The organism is Enterobacter hormaechei subsp. hoffmannii (genome assembly GCF_001729745.1).
GTDB lineage: Bacteria > Pseudomonadota > Gammaproteobacteria > Enterobacterales > Enterobacteriaceae > Enterobacter > Enterobacter intestinihominis.
Window position 1 is genome coordinate 342,499 of the sequence record NZ_CP017186.1, and the last position, 22,640, is coordinate 365,138.

The 22,640-nt window shown below is 59.8% G+C and carries 23 protein-coding genes; 3 read left to right on the plus strand and 20 right to left on the minus strand.

What is annotated here, in order from left to right; all coding sequences use genetic code 11:
* Positions 1-223: 223 nt before the first annotated feature.
* Entirely contained in the window at positions 224-2,371 is a 2,148-nt protein-coding gene (gene fdhF / locus BFV65_RS01630) for a formate dehydrogenase subunit alpha (RefSeq protein WP_080298763.1), read from the minus strand.
* 256 nt (positions 2,372-2,627) lie between these two features.
* Between fdhF and BFV65_RS01640 the strand changes: the two genes are divergently transcribed.
* Positions 2,628-3,359, plus strand: a complete 732-nt coding sequence (locus tag BFV65_RS01640; protein ID WP_022646769.1) for a response regulator — start codon at positions 2,628-2,630, stop codon at positions 3,357-3,359.
* On the opposite strand, the gene BFV65_RS01645 is transcribed toward BFV65_RS01640, so the two are convergent.
* The 6 genes from BFV65_RS01645 to BFV65_RS01670 form a co-directional block, all read right to left on the minus strand.
* Complete coding sequence (locus tag BFV65_RS01645; RefSeq protein WP_069596153.1) at positions 3,341-4,360, minus strand: carbohydrate kinase family protein; 1,020 nt, start codon at positions 4,358-4,360, stop codon at positions 3,341-3,343. The genes BFV65_RS01640 and BFV65_RS01645 overlap by 19 nt on opposite strands.
* Positions 4,360-5,220, minus strand: coding sequence for a ketose 1,6-bisphosphate aldolase (locus tag BFV65_RS01650; protein WP_048965641.1), 861 nt, complete (start codon positions 5,218-5,220; stop codon positions 4,360-4,362). The genes BFV65_RS01645 and BFV65_RS01650 overlap by 1 nt, the downstream gene beginning before the upstream one ends.
* A gap of 10 nt (positions 5,221-5,230) precedes the next feature.
* Positions 5,231-5,917 carry a D-lyxose/D-mannose isomerase gene (locus tag BFV65_RS01655; protein WP_048965640.1) on the minus strand — a complete coding sequence of 229 codons (687 nt, stop codon included), beginning with the start codon at positions 5,915-5,917 and terminating at the stop codon, positions 5,231-5,233.
* 107 nt (positions 5,918-6,024) lie between these two features.
* Positions 6,025-6,966 carry an ABC transporter substrate-binding protein gene (locus BFV65_RS01660; protein WP_003860240.1) on the minus strand — a complete coding sequence of 314 codons (942 nt, stop codon included), beginning with the start codon at positions 6,964-6,966 and terminating at the stop codon, positions 6,025-6,027.
* 28 nt (positions 6,967-6,994) lie between these two features.
* Complete coding sequence (locus BFV65_RS01665) at positions 6,995-7,990, minus strand: ABC transporter permease subunit (RefSeq protein ID WP_003860239.1); 996 nt, start codon at positions 7,988-7,990, stop codon at positions 6,995-6,997.
* Between the two features lie 2 nt (positions 7,991-7,992).
* Positions 7,993-9,507, minus strand: coding sequence for a sugar ABC transporter ATP-binding protein (locus BFV65_RS01670; RefSeq protein ID WP_022646773.1), 1,515 nt, complete (start codon positions 9,505-9,507; stop codon positions 7,993-7,995).
* A 181-nt stretch (positions 9,508-9,688) separates the two neighbouring features.
* Here BFV65_RS01670 and BFV65_RS01675 point away from each other — a divergent pair, with 181 nt between their 5' ends.
* Together BFV65_RS01675 and yjdP are read left to right on the plus strand one after the other, a co-directional pair.
* The gene (locus BFV65_RS01675) at positions 9,689-11,968 is read left to right on the plus strand and encodes an ATP-binding protein (RefSeq protein ID WP_069596154.1); all 2,280 of its coding nucleotides are present in this window, start codon (positions 9,689-9,691) and stop codon (positions 11,966-11,968) included.
* Between the two features lie 69 nt (positions 11,969-12,037).
* Positions 12,038-12,361: a DDRRRQL repeat protein YjdP gene (gene yjdP, locus BFV65_RS01680; RefSeq protein ID WP_069596155.1), complete on the plus strand. Its 324-nt coding sequence runs from the start codon at positions 12,038-12,040 to the stop codon at positions 12,359-12,361.
* A 55-nt stretch (positions 12,362-12,416) separates the two neighbouring features.
* On the opposite strand, the gene phnP is transcribed toward yjdP, so the two are convergent.
* From phnP to phnD, 13 genes are all read right to left on the minus strand, one after another.
* Positions 12,417-13,175: a phosphonate metabolism protein PhnP gene (phnP, locus tag BFV65_RS01685; protein WP_069596156.1), complete on the minus strand. Its 759-nt coding sequence runs from the start codon at positions 13,173-13,175 to the stop codon at positions 12,417-12,419.
* A gap of 9 nt (positions 13,176-13,184) precedes the next feature.
* On the minus strand, positions 13,185-13,619 hold the full coding sequence (phnO, locus tag BFV65_RS01690; RefSeq protein WP_022646777.1) for an aminoalkylphosphonate N-acetyltransferase: 435 nt from the start codon (positions 13,617-13,619) through the stop codon (positions 13,185-13,187).
* A complete protein-coding gene (gene phnN, locus BFV65_RS01695; RefSeq protein ID WP_032621424.1) occupies positions 13,612-14,163 on the minus strand; it encodes a ribose 1,5-bisphosphokinase in 552 nt (183 codons plus the stop codon). The genes phnO and phnN overlap by 8 nt, the downstream gene beginning before the upstream one ends.
* Positions 14,160-15,296, minus strand: a complete 1,137-nt coding sequence (gene phnM, locus BFV65_RS01700; protein WP_069596157.1) for an alpha-D-ribose 1-methylphosphonate 5-triphosphate diphosphatase — start codon at positions 15,294-15,296, stop codon at positions 14,160-14,162. Before phnM ends, phnN begins: the two co-directional genes overlap by 4 nt.
* Positions 15,293-15,973 carry a phosphonate C-P lyase system protein PhnL gene (gene phnL, locus BFV65_RS01705; protein ID WP_022646780.1) on the minus strand — a complete coding sequence of 227 codons (681 nt, stop codon included), beginning with the start codon at positions 15,971-15,973 and terminating at the stop codon, positions 15,293-15,295. Before phnL ends, phnM begins: the two co-directional genes overlap by 4 nt.
* Positions 15,974-16,279: 306 nt before the next feature.
* A complete protein-coding gene (gene phnK / locus BFV65_RS01710; protein WP_006177354.1) occupies positions 16,280-17,035 on the minus strand; it encodes a phosphonate C-P lyase system protein PhnK in 756 nt (251 codons plus the stop codon).
* Positions 17,032-17,877, minus strand: a complete 846-nt coding sequence (gene phnJ, locus BFV65_RS01715) for an alpha-D-ribose 1-methylphosphonate 5-phosphate C-P-lyase PhnJ (protein ID WP_023299113.1) — start codon at positions 17,875-17,877, stop codon at positions 17,032-17,034. The genes phnK and phnJ overlap by 4 nt, the downstream gene beginning before the upstream one ends.
* Positions 17,870-18,934, minus strand: a complete 1,065-nt coding sequence (locus tag BFV65_RS01720; protein WP_022646782.1) for a carbon-phosphorus lyase complex subunit — start codon at positions 18,932-18,934, stop codon at positions 17,870-17,872. Before BFV65_RS01720 ends, phnJ begins: the two co-directional genes overlap by 8 nt.
* Positions 18,934-19,518, minus strand: a complete 585-nt coding sequence (gene phnH, locus BFV65_RS01725; RefSeq protein ID WP_003860219.1) for a phosphonate C-P lyase system protein PhnH — start codon at positions 19,516-19,518, stop codon at positions 18,934-18,936. Before phnH ends, BFV65_RS01720 begins: the two co-directional genes overlap by 1 nt.
* Complete coding sequence (phnG, locus tag BFV65_RS01730) at positions 19,515-19,967, minus strand: phosphonate C-P lyase system protein PhnG (RefSeq protein WP_023299115.1); 453 nt, start codon at positions 19,965-19,967, stop codon at positions 19,515-19,517. Before phnG ends, phnH begins: the two co-directional genes overlap by 4 nt.
* Complete coding sequence (gene phnF, locus BFV65_RS01735) at positions 19,968-20,693, minus strand: phosphonate metabolism transcriptional regulator PhnF (RefSeq protein WP_022646784.1); 726 nt, start codon at positions 20,691-20,693, stop codon at positions 19,968-19,970.
* A gap of 20 nt (positions 20,694-20,713) precedes the next feature.
* Positions 20,714-21,493 (minus strand): phosphonate ABC transporter, permease protein PhnE, encoded by a 780-nt coding sequence (gene phnE, locus BFV65_RS01740; protein WP_022646785.1) that lies wholly within the window; start codon positions 21,491-21,493, stop codon positions 20,714-20,716.
* 114 nt (positions 21,494-21,607) lie between these two features.
* The gene (gene phnD, locus BFV65_RS01745) at positions 21,608-22,624 is read right to left on the minus strand and encodes a phosphonate ABC transporter substrate-binding protein (protein WP_022646786.1); all 1,017 of its coding nucleotides are present in this window, start codon (positions 22,622-22,624) and stop codon (positions 21,608-21,610) included.
* Positions 22,625-22,640 lie beyond the last annotated feature (16 nt).

Below are 22,640 nucleotides of genomic sequence, written 5' to 3' on the forward strand. Positions count from 1 at the left end.
CCACTTTCTGTCCCTCAACAATGCTCAAGACAGAAAGTCTTAAGCACCCGCCGTATATCTTATCCCTCTGAATTAAAATGCAAAGATGTAATTAATTTTCGCGCAAATTACATTTTTCTGCGAGACGTCTTCAGAGAAATATATTGATATTATTAATAGCGATGCCAGAAATAATAATGGGGTGAATATCTCACCCCATTTAGTCAGCGATTAATTAACAGCTTCATCCCATTGCGCTTTCACGCAGGCGGGCTTTCAGCTTGTTATATTCGTCGATCACGTACTGTTCCGCTGCGCGCTGATCCGCTATGGGCTCCACGTTTACGGCGCAGTATTTATACTCCGGCGTTTTGGTTATCGGGCTTAAGTTCTCCGTCACCAGCTCGTTACAGGCGCCAATCCACCACTGGTAGGTCATATAGACCGCGCCTTTGTTCGGACGGTCGCTGACCTGCGCGCGGGTAATGATGCGGCCTTTACGCGAGTTCACCCACACCAGCGCTTCATCTTCAATACCGAGCCGTTCGGCATCGGCGGTGTTGATCTGCGCGTAGCCCGGTTCATCCGCCAGCGCCGCCAGCGCGGCGCAGTTGCCGGTCATGGAACGGCAGGAGTAATGGCCCACTTCACGCACGGTGGAGAGCACCATCGGATACTCGTCGGTGAGTTTATCGATCGGCGCGACCCAGTCGCAGGTGAAGAATTGCGCCAGCCCGTTCGGGGTGTCGAATTTTTCTTTAAAGAGGTACGACGTTCCCTGATCCGCCTCTGACTCATCCCGGCACGGCCACTGGATGTAGCCTAGCTCACCCATTTTTTCATAGGTTGCCCCATAAAAGTCCGGGCACAGATGCCGCAACTCGTCCCAGATCTCCTGGGTGTTGTTGTAGTGCATCGGGTAGCCCATGCGGGTGGCGATTTCGCTGATGATCTGCCAGTCCGTTTTCAGATCCCACTTCGGCTCGACAGCCTTGAAGAAGCGCTGGAAGCCGCGGTCTGCCGCCGTATAGACACCTTCATGCTCGCCCCAGGAGGTCGACGGTAAAATCACATCCGCCGCCGCCGCGGTTTTGGTCATAAAGATATCCTGAACAATCACCAGCTCCAGATCCTCAAACCCTTTACGCACCGCAGACAACTCGGCGTCGGTCTGGAGCGGATCTTCACCCATGATGTAGGCCGCACGCACTTCACCGTGCGCCGCGCGGTGCGGCAGCTCGCTGATGCGATACCCCGTGTGCTCAGGCAGGCTCTCCACGCCCCAGGCCTTCGCGAATTTCTCGCGATTTTCCGGGAATTTGACGTACTGGTAGCCCGGATAGGTGTCCGGCAGCGCGCCCATGTCGCACGCGCCCTGCACGTTATTCTGACCACGTACCGGGTTCACGCCCACATGCGCTTTACCCAGATTGCCGGTTAACATGGCGAGGCTGGTGAGCGAGCGCACGGTTTCCACGCCCTGGTAGAACTGGGTCACGCCCATACCCCACAGAATAGCGGCGGTTTTCGCTCCGGCGTACATCCGCGCCGCCTGGCGGATCTCCTGTGCGCTGACGCCGGTTATCGCCTCAACGGACTCCGGCGTATAGCCTTCGACAATCTTGCGATACTCTTCAAACCCTTCCGTACGGCTCGCGACAAACGCCTGGTCGTAGAGGTTCTCCTCAATAATGACGTGCCCCATCGCATTCAACAGCGCGATGTTTGAGCCGTTTTTCAGTGCGATGTGCATATCGGCAATGCGCGCGGTTTCAATTTTGCGCGGATCGCAGACGATGATTTTCGCCCCGTTCTGTTTGGCGCGAATCACGTGATTCGCGACGATAGGGTGAGAATCCGCCGGGTTATAGCCGAAGATGAACACCAGATCGGTGTTATCTATCTCATTGATGGCATTACTCATTGCGCCGTTACCGACCGACTGGTGCAGACCTGCAACCGATGGGCCGTGTCAGACGCGAGCGCAGCAGTCGACGTTATTGGTACCAATAACGGCGCGCGCGAATTTTTGCATCACATAGTTGGTTTCATTCCCGGTTCCGCGTGAGGAGCCGGTGGTCTGAATCGCATCCGGGCCATACTTGGCCTTGATGGCGCTAAGGCGCGTGGCAACATAATCCAGCGCTTCATTCCAGGAGACGGCTTCCAGCTTGCCGCCGCGCTCGCGGCGGATCATAGGGGTTTTCAGGCGCGGGGTGAGGATTTGGGTATCGTTAATAAAATCCCAGCCGTAGTACCCTTTCAGGCACAGCGTGCCCTGATTGGTTTTACCCTGCGCCGCTTCCGCCCGGACGATTTTGCCGTTATCGACCACCAGGTGGATCTTGCAACCTGAGGCACAATAAGGGCAAACCGTGACGACTTTTTTCATCACTTTGCTCCAGTTAAACAGTTCTTACCTGCCCAATATGCAGCTTCTATGCCATGTTTTTACTATGGGTATTTCCTGACTTTACGACCCTTTGCGGGGCAAAACCCTGACGAAAAACAGCCAATCGTCAAAATTGACGTGTCGAAAGGGCAGGGGATGTGACATGGATTGAATTTCCGTCACGTAAAAAACAATTCGGCTGGAGCCGGCGGCAGAATGGTTCAGACTTAACATAATTCCCTGACGGAAGCATGCGATGAAACCGGCGATTCTGGTGGTTGATGATGATGTCGCAGTCTGCGAACTGCTACAGGATGTGCTCAGCGAGCACGTCTTTACCGTGCTGACGTGTCACACCGGTCAGGAAGCGGTGAACCGTGTCCAGCAGGACTCCGGCATTGCGCTGGTTCTGCTGGACATGATGCTGCCGGATATCAACGGATTACAGGTTTTGCTGCAGATGCAAAAGCGGCGACCGTCGCTACCGGTGGTGATGCTGACGGGGCTGGGAAGTGAATCAGATGTGGTCGTTGGGCTGGAAATGGGCGCTGATGATTACATCGGAAAACCGTTCAATCCGCGCGTGGTGGTCGCCCGCGTTAAGGCGGTGCTGCGTCGTACCGGTGCGCTGGCCGCGGAGCCTGCCGCGCCGCGCGTTGAAGGTATTGCCTTTAACGGCTGGACGCTGGACACCACCCGCTGCGAGCTGAGCGATCCGCAGCGTAATACCGTGCCGTTAACCCAGGGCGAATATGGCCTGCTGCTGGCATTAACGCAAAACGCCCGCCGGGTACTGAGCCGTGAACAACTGCTTGAACTGACCCACAGCGAAAGCGCCGAGGTCTTTGACCGCACTATCGACGTGTTGATCATGCGGTTACGGCGAAAAATTGAGGTTAATCCGCACCAGCCTCTGCTGATCAAAACCATTCGCGGTCTGGGCTATGTTTTTGCCACGGACGTTTCCCATCATGAGAAAGCCGCCTGACCGTTCTCCTGAATAAACGTCTGAAGCTCGGCCAGCGTTTTCGCGCCGTCAATTGCATTAGCCGCCAGCAGGCTGGCCCGCGCGCAGGCGTGCGCCAGATAAATACTCTCCGTCAGCGGCAGGGATTCATGGCAGCCGTATAAAAAGCCCGCGCAAAACGCGTCGCCCGCGCCGACGCTGCCGATAATCTCGTCCTGCGTCAGCTTCCACGACGGAACCCATTGCCCTTTTTCACCCGGCGCTTCACCCCATGCCCCTTCCGGACAGTGGATCACCACCCGCTGTCGCACGCCTGCCGCCAGCAGCTGTGCGGCAGCGTCGGCGATATGGGCCATGTTCAGCGCATCATGGCCGTCGCGGATCTCAAGCCCGCTAAACTCACCGGCTTCCAGCTCGTTAATCACCAGATAATCAAGATGGCGCAGGGCAGGGAGCACCAGCGGCTGATAGCGCGGGTCGCCCTTGCGGGACACCAGATCGAGCGAGGTTTCATACCCCTGATCGTGCATCTGTGCCAGTAACCGCGCGCTGCGGGTGCCAAATTCCTCGTCCGGCATATCCAGGCTGTCGAGCAGCAGCAGATAGCCGAGATGGAAGATCTTCAGCGATCCGTCTAAACGATCGAAGGCGGGAAGATCCAGCAGGCGGTTGGCGCCCGGCGAGTGGAAAAAGGTGCGCTGTCCGCTGGGGTCGGTCATCACCTGCGACATCGACGTTGGGGAGAGCGTCGTGCGCTGCACGCGCTGGCGATTGACGTGATACTGGTCGAGCATCGCCAGAATATAGTCTCCGTCGCTGTCTTCCCCAATCAGCCCCACCGCCTGTAACGGCAGGCCGACGTGCATTTTTGCCAGCGTCAGCAGAACGTTGAGCGGCGCACCGCCGGTTGAGCGTTCGCTGTGGGTGATTTCTGCCAGCCAGCCGCGCTCCGGCCACTGTACGATCTGGTGGACGTGATCCACCAGCATATTGCCTGCGGCGACGATCCCTTTGCGTTCCATTAGGCCTGCCCCGCACTGCCGAAGATGCGCATCTGTTCCGCAACCGTATCGGTAATGGCCTCTTCAATGCCCAGCAGCAGCTCGGCAAACTCATCGTAAAGCGGTTGGCGGTTCGCCATGCGTTGCTCAACGGCGGCAAGTGCGGCCTGCGACATGCCGGTATAGAAATTGATTTTATGAATACCGAGTTCAATGGCGCGGCGGAAATCAGTGTCGCTTATGCCAGAGCCGCCGTGTAAAACCAGCGGCAGGCCCGTCTGCTGGCGAATGGCGTCCAGACGCGGAAAATCAAGCTTCGGCTCGCCCTTGTATTTGCCGTGCGCGTTGCCAATGGCAACCGCCAGCGCATCGATGCCGGTTGAATCAACAAATTCGCGCGCCAGTTGCGGGTCGGTAAAGAAGGCTTCATCCGCATGACCGTACAGCGCGCCACCTTCATCCCCGCCTACCGCGCCCAGCTCCGCCTCTACCGAGACGCCCACCGCGTGGCACATCTTCACCACTTCCCGGGTCTGGCGGATATTTTCCTCATAGCTCAGCGTGGAGCCGTCGAACATCACCGAGCTGAACCCTAAACGCAGGGCGCGCACCACCGCCTCAAAATGCAGTCCGTGGTCGAGGTTCAGCACCACGGGAATATCGTGGCGGGCAGCTTCGAATTTCACCGCTTCCACCAGCGACTCCAGAGACACGTACTTAAAATGCACTTCGGCGATGTTGATGATAAACGGCGAGCGTTCCTGCTTCGCGGCGGCAAACAGCGCGCGCAGAAAATGGGAGTCGAGCACGTTGAACGCGCCCAGGGCGTAGCGGTGTTCCCTGGCGTGGGCCAGACCGTCGGCAAGAGAAATCAATGGCATCATTCACTCCTTATATCCGAAAGAGGGTGTACTCGTTGCACAGCACCAGCACCGCCGGTTCGTCTTCTTCAATGGTGTTGTAGCGGTCAATGGGCTGTAAAAAGTGGTTGTCGTGTTCATCGTCATTGACCGACGACACTTCGCCCACCAGCACGTCACCAAAGCCGCGTTCACCCCAGAAACTGTGGTACAGGCCGGGCGTCAGGCAGATGCTCTCCCCTGGCGTGAGGCGCAGCTGGCTGCCGGGCATGTGCGTCTGCCGACAGCCATCTATCGTGACGGTCACGTCGGTGTTTTCGGTCTCTTCATGCGCGCCCGCATTCCATAACTCAATAATCAGATTCCCGCCGCCGCGGTTAATAATGTCCTCCCGCTTGCGCCAGTGAAAATGCATCGGCGTCACCTGGCCGTCGCGGACGTGCATGATTTTTTCGGCATAGCACTTTTCATAGGGCACGCCGTTGGGGGAGCCGTTGCGCAGGGTGAACAGCGTTAACCCCTGTGCAGCGAAGTTGTTGCCACCAAATGCCGTCACGTCCCAGCCGAGCCTGAGGTCAAACACCTCCTGCCATGCTGCCTGGTCAAGCTGCTGCCATTTTGTCGGCGGAAAGCTGGCAAAAGGGGGGAGATGCACGTCGTGCATGGAGAAGAACTGCCGCGTGTGGCCGAGGATTTCATTGATGTCGGAGCGTTTCATGGGGACTCCTTGAGTTTTTGCCGCCCCCTCACCCTAACCCTCTCCCCAAAGGGGAGAGGGAACTTGAACACCCTCTCCCCTTTGGGGAGAGGGCCGGGGTGAGGGGCTTACTTAACCGTCCAACCCTTATATGTGCCGACGTTCTTTTTATCGATCATCGTCACCGGGATCAGCACGGGCTCTTTCGGCGCAGGTTTGCCCTGAAGAATGTCATAGCCAATCTCCACCGCCTTCGCCGCCATCACCTGCGGATCCTGCGCTGGCGTCGCCACAAACAGGGAGTTTTCGCGCTTCAGGGCTTCTTCACCATCCGGGCTGCCATCCACGCCAACGATAAAGAATTCGTTGCGTTGCGCCTGTTTAGCCGCCAGATCGGCGCCGATCGCGGTCGGATCGTTAATCGCGAATACGCCGTCGATCTTCGGATTGGCCGCCAGCAGGGAGGTCATGACCTCCAGGCCGCCTTCGCGGCTGCCTTTGGCGTTCTGATTATCCGAGAGCACTTTGATATCCGGGTGGCGCCTGAACTCGGTCTGGCAGCCCTCCACGCGGTTTTGTACCGCAGAAACCGGCGGTCCGTTGATGATCACCACGTTGCCTTTACCTTTCAGGCGGTCGGTAATGTACTTACAGGCCATTTCTCCCGCCTGAGTGTTATCGGAGGTGATGGTCGCATCGGCCCCTTCCGCCGCCACGTCCACCGCCACGACCACGATCCCCGCCTCTTTAGCGCGTTTTACCGCGGGGCCGATCCCTTTGGAATCCGCGGCATTAAGGATGATCATGTCTACTTTCGCCGCAATGAAGTTATCGATCTGCGACACCTGCTGGCCCAGATCGTACCCGCTGGAGACCAGCGTCACCTTGACGTTATCTCCCGCCAGCTTGCGCGCTTCCAGCTCGGCACCTTTGGTGATCTGCACGAAGAACGGGTTAGCCAGGTCACCCACCGTCACGCCGATGGATTTCAGATCTTTTGCCTGCGCAAACGGGGTTGCGGCCAGCAGCGCGCCAGCACAGAGCGCGGTCACTAAGGGCTTCAATCTCATGCTGTATTCCTCACGTAGGGTATTGTTGTTATGCACTTTGATGGTGTCGGGTACGGTATTTGTCGATCAGCACCGCTATGATGATCACCGCCCCTTTGATCACCAGCTGCCAGAAATAGGAGACGCCCATCAGCGTCATGCCGTTGTTGAGGGTGGCGATGATCAGCGCGCCCACCAGGGTGCCGGTGATCGTGCCGATCCCGCCGACGAAGCTGGTGCCGCCGAGGATCACCGCCGCAATCGCATCCAGCTCGTACCCCGTGCCGAGGTTGCCGTTGGCGCTGTAGAGACGTGAAGCGCTCATCACGCCGCCTAAGCCCGAGAGCAGGCCACTCATGCCGTAGACAAACAGCAGCACCAGCCAGACCTTAATGCCGGTTAAGCGTGCCGCCTGCATGTTGCCACCAACCGCATAGATGTGAACGCCGAGGGTGGTGCGGCGCAGGATGAACCAGCACACCACAATCACCGCCAGGGCGATCACCACCAGCCACGGAATCGGGCCGAGGTAGTTATTGCCGATCCACTCGAAGTTAATGTTGGAGTTAATAACCGTCGTGCCGTCCGCCAGCAGATAGGCCGCGCCGCGCAGCGCCGTATAGGTGCCGAGCGTAACGATAAACGGCGGAAGTCCGGCGAAGGCCACCAGCGCACCGTTGAACAGCCCCAGCACCATACCGAGCATCAGCGCCGCCGGAATGGAGAGCATCGCAAATTCAGGGATAAGTGAGACCACCATCGCCGCCACTGCCGTGGTGCCCAGAATCGAGCCCACGGAGAGGTCAATCCCGCCGGTCAGGATGATGAAGGTCATCCCGGCCGCCAGCACAATGTTGATCGACGCCTGCCGGGTAATGTTGAGCAGATTACTCTCGGTGAAAAAGTTAGGGGCGATAAAGCCAAATACCGCCACAATCAGGATTAAAATCGGCAAAATGCCGATCGTTTGCATCAGATCGCTCATCAGCATTTTTTTGGCGGAGGCGGATTTCGCCACCTGCTGCGGATGGGTTGGAGTTGTCATAATTACACCGCCTGATGATGTGTGTCGTTTACGCCGGTTGCCAGCGTCATGATGTTTTCCTGAGAGATGTCGCGCCCGTGCAGTTCACCCGCAATGCTGCCTTCCCGCATCACGTACACCCGGTCGCTCATCCCTACTACTTCCGGCAGCTCGCTGGAGATCATCAGTATCGCAACGCCTTTGCGCGCCATCTGGTTCATGATGCGGTAGATCTCGCTTTTTGCGCCGACGTCTACGCCGCGCGTGGGCTCGTCCAGAATCAGAATGCGCGGGCCTATCGCCACCCAGCGGGAGATCAGCAGTTTTTGCTGGTTGCCGCCGGAGAGCCCGCCCGCGCGCACCTGTGAATGGGGCACGCGGATATTGAGCAGGGCGATGGCGTCGTCGGAAATCGACTGCGCTTTTTTGCGGTTCAGCCAGCCGAAAGTGGCGTCGCGCTCCAGCGTCGCCATAGTGATGTTCTCCTGCGCCGCCAGCTCCAGAAACAGACCCTGTTCCTTGCGGTTCTCGGTAAGAAAACCGATGCCGTTCTCAATGGCCGCGCGCGGGGAGTGGATCACCACCGGTTCGCCGTCCACCTCAATCATGCCGCCGGTGGCTTTGCGCACGCCGAAGATCAGCTGTGCCAGCTCGGAACGCCCGGCCCCGACCAGCCCTGCCAGCCCGACGATTTCACCGGAGCGCACCTGCAAACTGCACGGCTGTACTTTTTTGCCGTCGGTGAGGTGGTGGACGTTAAGACGCGGGCTGCCGAGGGGAATATCGCGCTCTTTGTTAAACAGATCGCTGAGCGGACGGCCCACCATCATGCGCACCAGCTCGGAGGCGTTGAGCCTGTCGCGCGTCAGGCTGCCGACGTATTGCCCGTCGCGTAGCACGCTGACGCGGTCAGAGAGTTCATACACTTCCGCCATCCGGTGGCTGATGTAAATAATCGCCATGCCTTCATCGCGCAGGCGCAAAATCAGTTCGAACAGACGGTGGGTTTCGCGCGAGGAGAGGGCGGCGGTAGGTTCGTCCATCACCAGAATGCGGCTGTTGCGGTGCAGGGCGCGGGCGATCTCCACCTGCTGCTGCTCGGCGATCGTCAGTTTCATGACCAGGTCGGTGGCGCTGAACTGCGCACCGAGGCGGTCAATGACCGCCTGCGCCTGGGCAGCCATCTCTTTGCGCTGGACCAGCCCGCCGCGCGACAGCTCGCTGCCGAGAAAAATGTTTTCCGCCACGGTCAGGTTAGGAGCAAGCTGCATCTCCTGATAAATCAGGGTAATGCCTGCGGCCAGCGCATCCTTCGGCCCTTTGATATGAAACGGCTTACCGTCGATGAGGATGTCGCCGCTGCTGGCGGTATAGGCACCTGCGAGGATCTTCATCAGCGTGCTTTTTCCGGCGCCGTTTTCCCCCATCAGCGCGTGGATCTCACCGGGGAAAACCGTCAAATCCACGCCCTTGAGCGCGTGGAAATTGCCAAACGTCTTGGCAATATTGCGCATCTCTAAAACCGGGGTTCTGCTCATGGCGGATCTCCTGTGAATGTCGATATCTGCACTTCATCACAGGCGCGTAAATGCAAAATGTCAGAAGCTGTTCATATTTGTCATAGTTATGAATAGCTAATCGCCATCACATTTTCCTTTTCCCTCTCCCTGTGGGAGAGGGCCAGGGTGAAGGCACCAATCCGCAGAGGAGCCCAAACCCATGTCTTCACGCCCCCCGTTCTTCACCAGCGCCCGCGGACGCCTGCTGATTTTTAATCTGCTGGTGGTCGCCGTCACGCTGATGGTGAGCGGTGTGGCGGTGCTCGGCTTTCGTCACGCCAGCCAGATCCAGGAGCAGGTCCAACAGCAAACGCTGGATGACATGACCGGCAGCATGAACCTCGCCCGTGATACCGCAAATGTGGCAACGGCGGCGGTGCGGCTGTCGCAGGTGGTCGGTGCGCTGGAGTACAAAGGCGAAGCCGAGCGGCTGAAACAGACGCAGATGGCGCTGCGCCACTCGCTGGATCAACTTGCCGATGCGCCGCTGGCGCAGCAGGAGCCGGCGCTGGTGGCGCGAATTATTCGCAGGAGTAATGAATTACAGCAGAGCGTGACGGGAATGCTGGAGCGCGGGCAAAAGCGGCATCTGGAGCGTAACGCGCTGCTCAGCTCGCTCTATCAAAGCCAAAGCTACCTGCGTCATTTGCAGGATATCAACCGCCGTTACGCGAGCAATGTGCCAGACGCCCGACAGCTTGCAGAGATGGACAGGCTGATCGTTGCCGCCATTGATACCCCTTCACCGCGCGCCACGGTGCAGCAGCTGGATGCAGTAACCGCGGGGTTATCCGCGAGCGCCCTGCAACCGGTGGCCAACCTGGTGCTCCCGGATTTTAATGATGAGCTGCGCAAGCTCGCACCACTGTCGACGCAGCTGGAGGAGAGCGATCTGTCCATCAGCTGGTACATGTTCCACATCAAGGCGCTGGTGGCGATATTAAACAGCGACATTAATCAGTACGTTGAACAGGTGGCGCAGGCTTCCCGGCTTCGCACGGCCCAGAGCCATCACGAGCTGCAATCCATCAGCGTGTTTATCAGCATCTTCGCGGTGCTGGCGCTGATCATCACCGGCTGTGCCTGCTGGTATATTTACCGCAATCTGGGCTCCAACCTGACGGCTATCTCAAGGGCGATGTCGCGTCTCGCTCATGGGGAGCAGGATGTGTCGGTGCCCGCTCTACAGCGGCGTGATGAGCTGGGGGAACTGGCGCGCGCGTTTAACGTTTTCGCCCGCAATACCGCTTCGCTGGAGCACACCACGCGGCTGCTGAAGGTGAAGACCTCACAGATGGAGGTTGACCGCATCGAACGTCAGGGGCTGGAGGAGGCGCTGCTGCACAGCCAGAAAATGAAGGCGGTCGGGCAACTGACGGGTGGCCTGGCGCATGATTTTAATAACCTGCTGGCGGTGATTATCGGCAGTCTGGAGCTGACCGATTCGGCATCACCGGACGCGCCGCGCATCACCCGTGCGCTTAAAGCCGCGGAACGCGGAGCCATGCTCACCCAGCGTCTGCTGGCCTTCTCGCGCAAGCAATCCCTGCATCCACATGCGGTAGAGATGAAGCCGCTGCTGGAGAACCTGAGCGAGCTGATGCGGCACTCGCTTCCCGCCACGCTGACGCTGGATATTGAAGCGCAAACCCCGGCGTGGCCCGCATGGATTGACGTCAGCCAGCTGGAAAACGCCATTATCAACCTGGTGATGAACGCCCGTGATGCAATGGAGGGGCAATACGGTGTGATCAAAATCCGCACCTGGAACCAGCGTGTGACCCGCAGCGACGGGCGCAGGCAGGATATGGTCGCGCTGGAGGTGATTGACCACGGCTGCGGGATGTCGCAGGAGGTGAAATCGCAGGTCTTTGAACCGTTCTTCACCACCAAACAGACCGGCAGCGGCAGCGGGTTAGGGCTGTCGATGGTGTACGGCTTTGTGCGCCAGTCGGGTGGTCGTGTTGAGATCGAAAGCGCGCCGGGGCAGGGAACCACCGTGCGGCTCCAGCTGCCGCGCTCGACGCTGCCCGCGTTCTCCGATGATGCCGCGCTGGCGACCACGGCCCCGGCAGAAAGTGAGCTGCTTGTGCTGGTCCTGGAAGATGAGGCGGGCGTGCGGCAGACCCTGTGCGAGCAACTGCACCAGCTTGGCTACCTGACACTTGAAGCCGAAAACGGCGAGCAGGCGTTGAACATGCTGGACGCATCACCGGATATCGGCATGTTTATCAGCGACCTGATGTTACCGGGCGGCCTGAGCGGTGCGGAGGTGATCGGCCATGTACGCAGCCACTATCCGCAGTTGCCGGTTCTGCTGATCAGCGGGCAGGATTTGCGCCCGGCGCATAACCCGCAGCTGCCGGACGTTCCGTTACTGCGAAAACCGTTCACCCGCGCACAGCTGGCGCAGGCGCTGCGCAAGGTGATGGTAATTTGAGATTCCTCCGCTACTCCCGCTAACAGCCAGTCATTACTTTAAGGCCAGTTCACCTGCGAGTCTGGCCTTATGAAACGTTACTCTACCGCTCTGTTATTGGGTCTGCTGACTTTAACCAGCCAACTGGCGCATGCCGATGTGATTGATGATGCTATTGGCAATGTTCAGCAGGCGATCAACGACGCCTATAACCCCGGCAGCAGCCGTAATGACGATGACGACGATCGTTACGATCGCAGCCGTCAAACCGACAGCCGCCAGTACGACGATCGTCGCCGGCAGTTAGAAGACCGACGCCAGCGCTTAGACGAGCGTCAGCGGCAGCTGGATGACGACCGGCGTCGGTTAGAGGAGGATGAGCGCCGGTTAGAGGATGATTACGATCGGTGGTAAACCCCGGTATCGCAACGCGTAGGCCGGGTAAGGCGCAGCCGCCACCCGGCAAAACCTAATCCAGCACCAGTACCATCCCGTCATACCCCGCTTTAATGCCGGACGGCAGCGGGTTATCCATCATCCAGACGTCAAACTGATGGCTGATATGCGTCAGGATCACCTGCGGACAGCCAATCACCTCGTTCAGCGCAATCACCGTATTCAAATCACAGTGGTTGCGCGGCGTCTCCTGGCGCGGTTCATGGCTACAGTCAATAATCATCGCCTGCGGCTGATTATTTAGCAGAAATGTCACCGTTTTATCTGGTAGCCCGGCGGTATCAGAAAGCCACGCCACGCGGCTGTGGGCGGACTCCAGCAGATAGCCGAAGGTCAGTTTTGAATGGTTGAGCGGCAGCGGCGTAACCCGCAAGCCCTGAAGTTCAAACATCACGAACGGCTCGACCGTGTGGCTGAAATCCAGAAGACCCGGATGTTTGAACAGGTCGTCACAGCCTGCGTCGTCCGGCGGACCGTAAACCGGAATGGTCGCCCCCACGCCCCAGCGCAGGGGGAACAGCCCCTGAACGTGATCCATATGATAATGGGTGAGCAAAAACTGCCTGAAACTCCCCGCGGGCCAGTCGTCCATCAGGTGGGGAATACCTGCGTCCAGCAAGGTGACCGCATCGTTGAATTTCACCGCCGCGCTACAGGGGCGACGGCGATGGTTTTCCTGCAAACGCGCCCGTCGGCACGCCGCGCAGTCGCAGCCAAACACCGGCACCAGCTGCGCCCCTCCGGTTCCTGTCAGCGTGATCGTCAGACTCATAACGCACCTCTACAGCGGTTTGGTGAAGCGGAAATGGCTTTGCGTATACCCTTCACGAACATAAAAACGGTGCGCGTCCACGCGCTTCACGCTGGTGGAAAGCTCGGTCAGCTCGGCGCCTGCCTGGCGTGCGATCTCCTCTGCCCAAGCCAGCAACTGGCTACCCACTTTCAATCCGCGCGCCTGCGGCATCACCACCAGCTCCTGGATCTCGCCGATCCAGCGGGCGTGGTGCAGGTGAAACTGCATGTGCAGGCCGATCATCCCGATGATCTTCCCGTCCAGCTCGGCCAGCTGGTAGCGCATATTGTGATCCTGCAAGTTGGCCAGATACCCGGCGTGAAACGCCTGATGATCGAACTCGGCCTGCTTAAGTTCGCAGATCAGAGCGTAAACGATCGGCGCATCGTCGGCGGTGGCGGGGCGAAGCTGGCAGTCAGGCATGCTGTTTCTCCTTCTGGCGAATAAGCGATAGAAAGGTCTCGACTGACTGTAGCAAACTTCCGTCGTTATTGAGGAGATGGCAACCCGACGGGGTGTAGCGCGCCGCCCGTTCCAGCCGCTGGTCGATCTCGCGTGCGTTTTCGCGCCCCCGCTTTTGCAGCCGGCTACGCAGAACCTCCGGGGAAACCTGCAAACAGACCGGGAGCAGCGCCGCTTCGTACCGGGCGCGAGCCTGCGGGAGATGCGCCCGTGAGCCGTTAACCAGCACGTCGAACCCCGCGTGCAGCCAGAGGTCGATCTCAATGCCGACGCCATAGTAGTAACCGTTGGCATGCCAGCTTAGCGCCAGCAGGTTTTGTCCGGCGCGGGTAAAAAACTCCTGCTCGCTCAGGGCGATATGGTTTTCGCTTCCGGCGTTGGCATCGCGCGTGATATAGCGGTGCGCCACCAGCAGCTGTGAGTGTTCCCGCTGCCGTAACGCCGACAGCAGGCTGTCCTTCCCGGAGCCGGACGGGCCCATTAACCAGATGAGTCTTCCCATCAGAACACCCTTTTTCCCTGACGCCAGACGTGGTCGATATGAATATGCTCGCCCTTACGGTGCGCCAGCACCAGATCGGCCCGTTTCCCCTCGGCAATTTCCCCGCGATCGTGAAGATTAAGCGCCGAGGCCGGATTTTTCGTCACCAGACGAATTGCCTGCGGCAGCGTGAAGCTATTGCCTTCGTCGTCCGCGACGCGGAAGGCCGCGTCCAGCAGGCTGGCGGGGTAATAGTCAGATGAGAGGATATCCAGCAGGCCGAGGGAGGCGAGCTTGCTTGCCGCCACGTTGCCGGAGTGTGACCCGCCGCGCACGATGTTCGGCGCACCCATTAGCACGTTCATGCCATGCTTACGCGATGCCTCTGCCGCCTCGAACGTGGTGGGAAATTCGGCGATCACGCTCCCAAGCTGGTGGGATTCGCGAACATGGTCGTGCGTGGCATCATCATGGCTGGCCAGGGCAATATTACGGTCACGGCACATCGCGGCAATGGAGAGACGATTCGGCTGCGACCACCGCGCCGCAAGCTGGAGCTGCTCTTCTTCATAGCGCGCCATCTCGGCATCATTGAGCGCGTATTTGCCCTGATAGTATTCGCGATACTTTTCAATGTTGGCGAACTGGCGCTGCCCCGGCGAGTGATCCATCAGGGAAACCAGCGAGACCGGCTCGCGGCCCACCAGCTTTTCAAACAGCGGCAGGGTGGTGTGGTGCGGCAGCTCGCAGCGCAAGTGCAGGCGGTGCTCGGCGCGGTTGAGGCCGCGCTTTTGCGTCTCCTCCACGGCGTTGATCATCTTCTCCAGGTTCTCCAGCCGATCGCCGCCGTCGCGCACGTCGCCGATCGCCACCGCGTCCAGCACCGTGGTGATGCCGCTGGCGACCATCAGCGCGTCGTGGCTGCTCATCGCTGAATGCGCGGGCCAGTCGACCTTCGGGCGGGGCGTGAAAAATTTATCAAGATTATCGGTATGCAGCTCAATCAGCCCCGGCAGCAGCCAACCGCCTTCGCCATCCATCGCGTCCGGTGAGCGGCTCTGGGTTTCAGCAAAGGCGCGGATGAAACCGTCCCGGACCTCAACCGAGCCGTTCACGACTTCATTTTCCAGTACCAGCCTGACGTTATTGATAATCATACGTTTGTCCCCATCGGGTGCAGTCTGTCCGCCACGCGATGGCGTACGGCGTCGTCGTGGAAGATCCCGACGATCGCCGCGCCGCGCGCTTTGGCCTGTTCGATCAGTTCCATCACCGCTGCGCTGTTTTTACTGTCGAGCGAGGCGGTGGGTTCATCCAGGAGTAAAATCGGGTAATCGACGATAAAGCCGCGGGCGATGTTCACGCGCTGCTGTTCGCCGCCGGAAAAGGTCGACGGGGCGAGGTGCCACAGACGCTCCGGTACGTTGAGACGCGTCAGCAGGCTGGCGGCTTTAGCGGCGCAGGTTTCGCGCGGCACGCCGAGATCCAGCAGGGGCTGCATGACCACGTCCAGGGCAGAGATCCGCGGGATCACCCGCAGGAACTGGCTGACCCAGCCGATCGTCGAGCGGCGTACTTCCAGCACCTTGCGCGCGGGAGCCTGGACCAGATCGACCCATTCATTGTTATGGCGGATATGGATATGGCCTTCGTCCGGCAGGTAGTTGGCATACAGGGAGCGCAGCAGGGTGGATTTTCCGCTGCCGGAATGGCCATGCAGCACCACGCATTCGCCGTTGCTGACCTCTAATGAGGCATTTTGCAGTACCGGCAGGCGGACACCGTTTTGCTGGTGGAGCACAAAGGTTTTACTGACATTTTCAACGTGGATCATTTTTGCCTCGCGATTCGTTTTGCCGGGTGGCGGCTTCGCCTTACCCGGCCTACGGGTGCGGTGTTCGTTTTGCCGGGTGGTGGCTTCGCCTTACCCGGCCTACGGGTGCGGTGTTCGTTTTGCCGGGTGGCGGCTTCGCCTTACCCGGCCTACGGGTGCGGTGTTCGTTTTGCCGGGTGGCGGCTTCGCCTTACCCGGCCTACAGGTGCGGTGTTCGTTTTGCCGGGTGGTGGCTTCGCCTTACCCGGCCTACAGGTGCGCTGTTCGTAGGCCGGGTAAGCGCAGCGCCACCCGGCAACAGCGCCCTCAGTTCTGCAACACCGACGACACCAGCAGCTGGGTATACGGATGATGCGGATCGTCGAGCACCCGGTCGGTTAACCCACTTTCCACCACCTGACCCTGCTTCATCACCAGAAGACGGTCCGCCAGCAGGCGCGCGACGCCTAAATCATGGGTGACAATCACCACCGCCAGGTTCAGCTCCACCACCAGGCCGCGCAGCAGGTCGAGCAGGCGAGCCTGCACGGATACGTCCAGCCCGCCGGTCGGTTCGTCCATAAACACCAGCTTCGGATGGGTGACGAGATTGCGGGCAATCTGTAAACGCTGCTGCATGCCGCCGGAGAAGGTGGTCGGCAGGTCGTCGATGCGCGAGGCGGGGATTTCAACTTCCTCCAGCCAGTGCTGCGCCGTGGCGCGGATATTGCCGTAGTGGCGTGCGCCGGTGGCCATCAGCCGTTCGCCGATGTTGCCCCCCGCTGACACCTGACGGCGCAGGCCGTCCATCGGGTGCTGATGCACCACGCCCCACTCGGTGCGCAGCAGGCGGCGGCGCTCGGCTTCGCTCATGCCGTACAGCGATGCGCCCTCATACAAAATGTCGCCATTCTGCGGCGTCAGGCGCGCGGAGATGGACTTCAGCAGGGTGGTTTTACCGGAGCCGGACTCGCCGACGATGCCCAGCACTTCGCCCGGCCACAGCTCAAACGACACGTCGCTAAAGCCTTTGCCCGGCGCATAAAGGTGAGTCAGGTTGTTAACCGAAAGCAGCGGTTTCATTGGCTGTTCGCCTCGCTCTGTTGGCGGCAGTAATCGGTGTCGGAGCAGACAAACATCCGTTTGCCCGTGTCGTCCAGCACCACTTCATCCAGATAGCTGTGTTTGGATCCGCAGATGGCGCACGGCTCGTCCCACTCCTGCACCGTAAACGGGTGATCGTCGAAATCCAGGCTCTCTACGCGGGTAAACGGCGGTACGGCGTAGATGCGTTTTTCACGTCCGGCACCAAAAAGTTGCAGGGCGGGCATCATGTCCATCTTCGGGTTATCGAATTTCGGGATCGGCGACGGGTCCATCACGTAGCGGCCGTTCACCTTCACCGGGTAGGCGTAGGTGGTGGCGATATGGCCGAAGCGGGCGATGTCCTCATACAGTTTGACCTGCATGATCCCGTACTCTTCCAGGGCGTGCATGGTGCGGGTTTCGGTTTCCCGCGGCTCGATAAAGCGCAGCGGCTCCGGGATCGGCACCTGGAAAATCAAAATCTGATCTTCCGTCAGCGGGGTTTCCGGAATGCGGTGACGGGTCTGGATCAGCGTCGCGTCTTCGGTTTTTTCAGTGGTGTTGACGCCCGTTACGCGCCTGAAGAAGTTGCGGATCGACACGGCGTTGGTGGTGTCGTCTGCCCCCTGGTCGATGACCTTCAGCACGTCCGCTTCGCCAATCACGCTGGCGGTGATTTGAATACCGCCGGTGCCCCAGCCGTAGGGCATCGGCATTTCGCGGCCGCCGAACGGCACCTGGTAGCCGGGGATCGCCACAGCCTTAAGGATGGCGCGGCGGATCATGCGTTTAGTTTGCTCGTCCAGATAGGCAAAGTTGTAGCCGCTTAAGTTAGCCATTGGCGCGCTCCCGTTGCAGGCGTTTCAGCAGTTCCAGTTCGGCCTGGAAATCGACGTAGTGCGGCAGCTTGAGGTGCGAGACAAAGCCCGCGGCCTCAACGTTATCCGCGTGGGCCAGCACGAACTCTTCGTCCTGTGCCGGCCCTGCAATATGCTCGCCGTAGTCCGGCGCCTGGAGCGCACGGTCAACCAGCGCCATCGCCATCGCCTTGCGCTCGCTCAGGCCATACACCAGCCCGTAGCCGCGGGTAAAGTGTGGATCTTCATTTTCTGGCGCGACAAAACCGTTGACCATTTCGCACTCGGTCATCAGCAGTTCGCCGATGTTCACCGCAAACCCCAGCTCTTCTGGCACAATTTCGACATCGAGATAGCCGCTGCGGATCTCTGCCGCGAACGGGTGGTTGCGCCCGTAGCCGCGCTGCGTGGAGTAGGCCAGCGCCAGCAGATAGCCTTCGTCGCCGCGCATCAGCTGTTGCAGACGGGACGAGCGCGAACAGGGATAGACCGGCGGCGTGCGGGTGATGTCATCCGGTGTGCTGCCGGTGTCTTCTTCCGCCTTCGCCAGCCCCTGGTTTGCCAGCAGGCTAAAGACGTGCGGGGAGGCGTCTTGTTCAGCATCAGAGGCGCTGAGCTGCGGTGTTTCACCGTTTGCCAGCAGAGCGAAGTCCATCAGACGATGGGTGTAGTCGTAGGTGGGGCCAAGCAGCTGGCCGCCAGGAATATCTTTATACACCGCAGAAATACGGCGCTCTAAACGCATTTCCGCCGTATTTACCGGCTCGCTCACCGCCAGCTTCGCAAGCGTTGTGCGGTAAGCGCGCAGCAGGAAGATGGCTTCCACGTTATCGCCGCTGGCCTGTTTCAGCGCCAGCGCCGCCAGCTCACGGTCCGCGATGCCGCCTTCGGTCATCACGCGGTCGACGGCCAAATTTAACTGCTGTTCAATCTGGGCGACGCTCAGCTCGGGAAGAGCGTCATCCCCCCGGCGTCTGTGCGCCTGCAAGGCATGGGCGGCGGCGATCGCCTTCTCGCCCCCTTTGACGGCAACGTACATCAGCACACCTCCACGTGAGTGGTTCGCGGGATCGCCAGCAGGCGCTCGCCGCAGGTCAGGATCAGGTCGATACCGAGCGGGAACGGATGCGGGCGCTCGGTCAGCTCATGGATGATGCACTCCGGCAGCTGGGGGGCGACCATCCGCTCGTCGGCGATGCCTGCACCCGTCAGGCGAAGCATGCGACCACCGCTCAGGCTGGAGACCTGCAAAATCAGCGTGGCGCTGGTTTCCGGGGCGACGGCGCTGCCTTCGCTCAGGGCGTTAAGCTGCTCGTGGCTGATTTGCTCGTCTGCCACGGCGAAGACCGCCTGCTGGGGCTGCTCGACCAGCGGCGCGTTGGTATGAAAGCGCAGGTTCTGGCTGGCGATATCGTTCAGCAATGCCCCTGACAGCCATACCGGCGTGTCGTTGTCCGCCAGCGTCAGCAGCACGCTGGTAGAGGCGAGATTCAGCGGCAGCCAGCCCTGCGAAAGCTGGTGCAGCGAGACGATCACGCCGGGCTCGCTCATGGCTTTCAGCAGGCGACGGAAACTCTGTTGGGCATCCTGGACGGCCAGGGTAAAGGCAGGTTGAAGCGTCATGCGTTGTCTCCGCGAACGAGCGTAAAGAAGTCGACCCGGCTGGTATTCACTTCGGCCTGACGCGCGGCAAGGCGTGCGGCGCGGTCAGCTTCCAGCGGGGCAATAAGGGTTTCCATTAAGGTCTGAAAATGCGGCTGTTCCTGTAAAAGCGCGTCGATCACGGCGCAGCGCTCGGCGTGTGTTTTGTCGCGCCCAAGTACGTAGCCGTAGCCCAGCGTGCCGCTGCTCAGGCGGATCACCGCGCGGGTGAGGGTGGCATCGCCGGCGAAGAAGCGCTCGCCGGTGCCGCCCATGCGTGCCTGGATCTGCACCAGGCCGATCTCCGGCGCGCGGATCGTGTCGTAGTCCGGCGTCAGGCCGAGCGCGTTCATACGGGCAGCCAGCGCAGCAGGCTGGCTGTGGGCCAGCACGCGCATCCAGCGCTGACGAGTGGAGGTGTCGAAGTGCATTCAGTGCTCCATGGTAAATTCAATCATGTCGGCGCGGGTCAGGCTGACGGAGTATTCCGTTGCGTTGACGTCGCCGTCACGGTGGTTGAGGGTGCGCACGCAGAGCAGCGGGGCCATGTTGGGGATCTCCAGCACCTTGCTCTCTTTAGCCTGCGCGCGGCGGGCGCTGATGCGCGTCTGGGTGCGTTTGAGCGCGATACCCGTCGCCTCCTGAAGAAAATCATGCAGGGAACCGCTGGCGAAATGTTGCAGCACGGGCCAGAGGGAGAGGTCCGCGAAGTAGTGGTCGATCTGACAGACCGCCACGCCGTTCACCCGGCGCAACGTGCGCAGGTGAACGACGTTGTCGCCCTCCTGAATCCCCAGCGCGTCCGCTACGTGGCGGGAGGCCGGGCGCAGGACAGACAGCAGCTTTTCGCTGGTGGGGTGGCTGCCCTGATCGAGCAGGTTCTGGCTAAAACGCGCCTGAGCATTGAGCGGGTAGTCAAACGGACGCATCAGCACCAGCACGCCGACGCCCTGACGACGCTGGACCCAGCCGCGTTCCACCAGCTGATCGATGGCGCGACGCAGGGTGTGGCGATTCACTTCGTAGCGGTCGGCAAGCTGCTGCTCGGCAGGCAGGTAGTCGCCGCACCGATAGTGCGTGCGCAGCTCCACTTCGAGCTTTGCCGCAATCTCTTGCCAGCGGGTAGGGTAACTGGTCGGATGTCTGGATAAGTGCATACCAATCAAAGCCTCGCTTCTCAGATGAAGTGCTTACGCAAGCGTTGAGAGAGGAAATCCAGCAGGCTGACGGTGACGATGATAAGCACCATCAATGCGCAGGTTTGCTGGAACTGGAAACCGCGAATCGCTTCCCACAGGGTGACGCCAATACCGCCTGCGCCCACCATGCCGACCACGGTGGCGGAGCGAACGTTGGACTCGAAGCGGTATAGCGAATAGGAGATGAGCAGCGGCATGACCTGCGGCAGGACGCCGTAGAGGATCTCTTCGATTTTGTTCGCGCCGGTTGCGCGGATGCCTTCCACCGGGCCGGGCTCGATGGCTTCAACCGCTTCGGAGAGCAGCTTGGAGAGTACGCCGGTGGTGTGGATGAACAGCGCCATCACGCCAGCGAACGGACCCAGGCCGACGGCGACCACGAACAGCATCGCAAAGACCATTTCGTTGATGGCGCGGCAGGCATCCATCAGGCGACGCATCGGCTGGTAGATCCACCACGGCACGATGTTTTCGGCGCTCATCAGGCCAAACGGAATGGAGAGGATCACGGCGAGGGCGGTGCCCCAGACGGCGATTTGCAGGGTGGTGGCCATTTCACTGAGGTAGTCCTGCCACTGGCTGAAGTCCGGCGGGAAGAAGTCGGCGGCGAAGGTCGCCATGTTGCCCGAGTCCCTGAAGAGCAGCAGCGGATCCATCTCCGCGCCCTTCCAGGAGATAACGAGCACCGCCAGCAGAACGGCCCAGCTTATGAGCGAGAACCAGCTGCGCTTTGGCGGCGGGAGGGTGATGGTTTGCATGTTGGCTCCTTAATCTGTTCTCCCTCTCCCTGTGGGAGAGGGCTGGGGTGAGGGCATCAGCGTGCGCCTTTCCCCTCACCCTAATCCTCTCCCTCAAGGGAGAGGGGACTTGAGTTACTGCACCGCTTTATTCACGCTGGTCATCGCGCCTAGCGCGGCGGTCAGGCGGTCGAGATCGTCCAGCTGCGCCTGAATTTCCGACACTTTGCTGGTCTTCTCTTCTTCCTTCAGACCTTTGTTGTCCTTCACGCCCTGCATCTGTTTAAACAGCGCCAGCTGGCGAATCGGCACCAGCTGCAAATCGCTGGACGCGCGGAACGGTGCCCAGCCCAGGTGCGCCAGCACCGCTTTCTCTTCCGGCGTTTTGCCGTAGTTCATAAAGAAGTCGTAGACCTTGTCCTTGGTGCTTTCGGAGAGGTTTTTACGCCACACAATCGGGTCGCCCGGGATCAATGGCGATTTCCAGATCACCTTCAGCGCTTTCAGCTTGTCCGGCGCGGAGGTCTTCAGCTTGTCGAGGTTTTCAGTGTTGTTGGTGGCAACGTCTACCTGCTTGTTCGCTACGGCCAGGGCGTTGGTTTCGTGGCTGGCGTTAACCGTGCGCTTGAAGTCGCTGGCGGAGATGTTGTTTTTCGCGAAGACGTAGTAACCCGGGACGAGGAAGCCGGACGTAGAATTCGGGTCGCCGTTACCAAAGGTCAGCTCTTTGCGTTTGGCGAGCATATCGTTGAGGTTGTTGATCGGGCTGTCTTTGTTAACGATCAGCACGCTCCAGTAGCCCGGGGAGCCGTCTGCTGCAACGGTCTGGGCAAAGACCTGGCCGTTGGCGCGATCTACCGCTTCCATGGCAGAGAGGTTGCCGTACCACGCGATGTCGACTTTGTTGAAGCGCATTCCCTGGATAATGCCCGCGTAGTCCGGGGCGAAGAAGGCGTTCACTTTGATCCCCAGTTTGGTTTCCATATCTTTCAGGAACGGTTCCCACTGCGGCTTCAGGTTTTGCTGTGATTCCGTTGAAATGATGCCAAAGTTCAACGCTTTTTCCTGTTCCTCTGCCCAGGCCGGGCTTAACAGGGTGCTGATGCTGAACATGCTGGTGAAGGCCAGCGCGGCAACGGCTTTGTAGTTCATTTCCATTCCTCGTTAT

What these genes read in the sequence shown, in the direction of transcription:
- BFV65_RS01640 (WP_022646769.1), top strand. Translation starts at nt 2,628, where the DNA reads ATGAAACCGGCGATTCTGGTGGTTGATGATGATGTCGCAGTCTGCGAA.
- BFV65_RS01645 (WP_069596153.1), bottom strand. Translation starts at nt 4,360, where the DNA reads ATGGAACGCAAAGGGATCGTCGCCGCAGGCAATATGCTGGTGGATCAC.
- BFV65_RS01650 (WP_048965641.1), bottom strand. Translation starts at nt 5,220, where the DNA reads ATGCCATTGATTTCTCTTGCCGACGGTCTGGCCCACGCCAGGGAACAC.
- BFV65_RS01655 (WP_048965640.1), bottom strand. Translation starts at nt 5,917, where the DNA reads ATGAAACGCTCCGACATCAATGAAATCCTCGGCCACACGCGGCAGTTC.
- BFV65_RS01660 (WP_003860240.1), bottom strand. Translation starts at nt 6,966, where the DNA reads ATGAGATTGAAGCCCTTAGTGACCGCGCTCTGTGCTGGCGCGCTGCTG.
- BFV65_RS01665 (WP_003860239.1), bottom strand. Translation starts at nt 7,990, where the DNA reads ATGACAACTCCAACCCATCCGCAGCAGGTGGCGAAATCCGCCTCCGCC.
- BFV65_RS01670 (WP_022646773.1), bottom strand. Translation starts at nt 9,507, where the DNA reads ATGAGCAGAACCCCGGTTTTAGAGATGCGCAATATTGCCAAGACGTTT.
- BFV65_RS01675 (WP_069596154.1), top strand. Translation starts at nt 9,689, where the DNA reads ATGTCTTCACGCCCCCCGTTCTTCACCAGCGCCCGCGGACGCCTGCTG.
- yjdP (WP_069596155.1), top strand. Translation starts at nt 12,038, where the DNA reads ATGAAACGTTACTCTACCGCTCTGTTATTGGGTCTGCTGACTTTAACC.
- phnP (WP_069596156.1), bottom strand. Translation starts at nt 13,175, where the DNA reads ATGAGTCTGACGATCACGCTGACAGGAACCGGAGGGGCGCAGCTGGTG.
- phnO (WP_022646777.1), bottom strand. Translation starts at nt 13,619, where the DNA reads ATGCCTGACTGCCAGCTTCGCCCCGCCACCGCCGACGATGCGCCGATC.
- phnM (WP_069596157.1), bottom strand. Translation starts at nt 15,296, where the DNA reads ATGATTATCAATAACGTCAGGCTGGTACTGGAAAATGAAGTCGTGAAC.
- phnL (WP_022646780.1), bottom strand. Translation starts at nt 15,973, where the DNA reads ATGATCCACGTTGAAAATGTCAGTAAAACCTTTGTGCTCCACCAGCAA.
- phnK (WP_006177354.1), bottom strand. Translation starts at nt 17,035, where the DNA reads ATGAAACCGCTGCTTTCGGTTAACAACCTGACTCACCTTTATGCGCCG.
- phnJ (WP_023299113.1), bottom strand. Translation starts at nt 17,877, where the DNA reads ATGGCTAACTTAAGCGGCTACAACTTTGCCTATCTGGACGAGCAAACT.
- BFV65_RS01720 (WP_022646782.1), bottom strand. Translation starts at nt 18,934, where the DNA reads ATGTACGTTGCCGTCAAAGGGGGCGAGAAGGCGATCGCCGCCGCCCAT.
- phnH (WP_003860219.1), bottom strand. Translation starts at nt 19,518, where the DNA reads ATGACGCTTCAACCTGCCTTTACCCTGGCCGTCCAGGATGCCCAACAG.
- phnG (WP_023299115.1), bottom strand. Translation starts at nt 19,967, where the DNA reads ATGCACTTCGACACCTCCACTCGTCAGCGCTGGATGCGCGTGCTGGCC.
- phnF (WP_022646784.1), bottom strand. Translation starts at nt 20,693, where the DNA reads ATGCACTTATCCAGACATCCGACCAGTTACCCTACCCGCTGGCAAGAG.
- phnE (WP_022646785.1), bottom strand. Translation starts at nt 21,493, where the DNA reads ATGCAAACCATCACCCTCCCGCCGCCAAAGCGCAGCTGGTTCTCGCTC.
- phnD (WP_022646786.1), bottom strand. Translation starts at nt 22,624, where the DNA reads ATGAACTACAAAGCCGTTGCCGCGCTGGCCTTCACCAGCATGTTCAGC.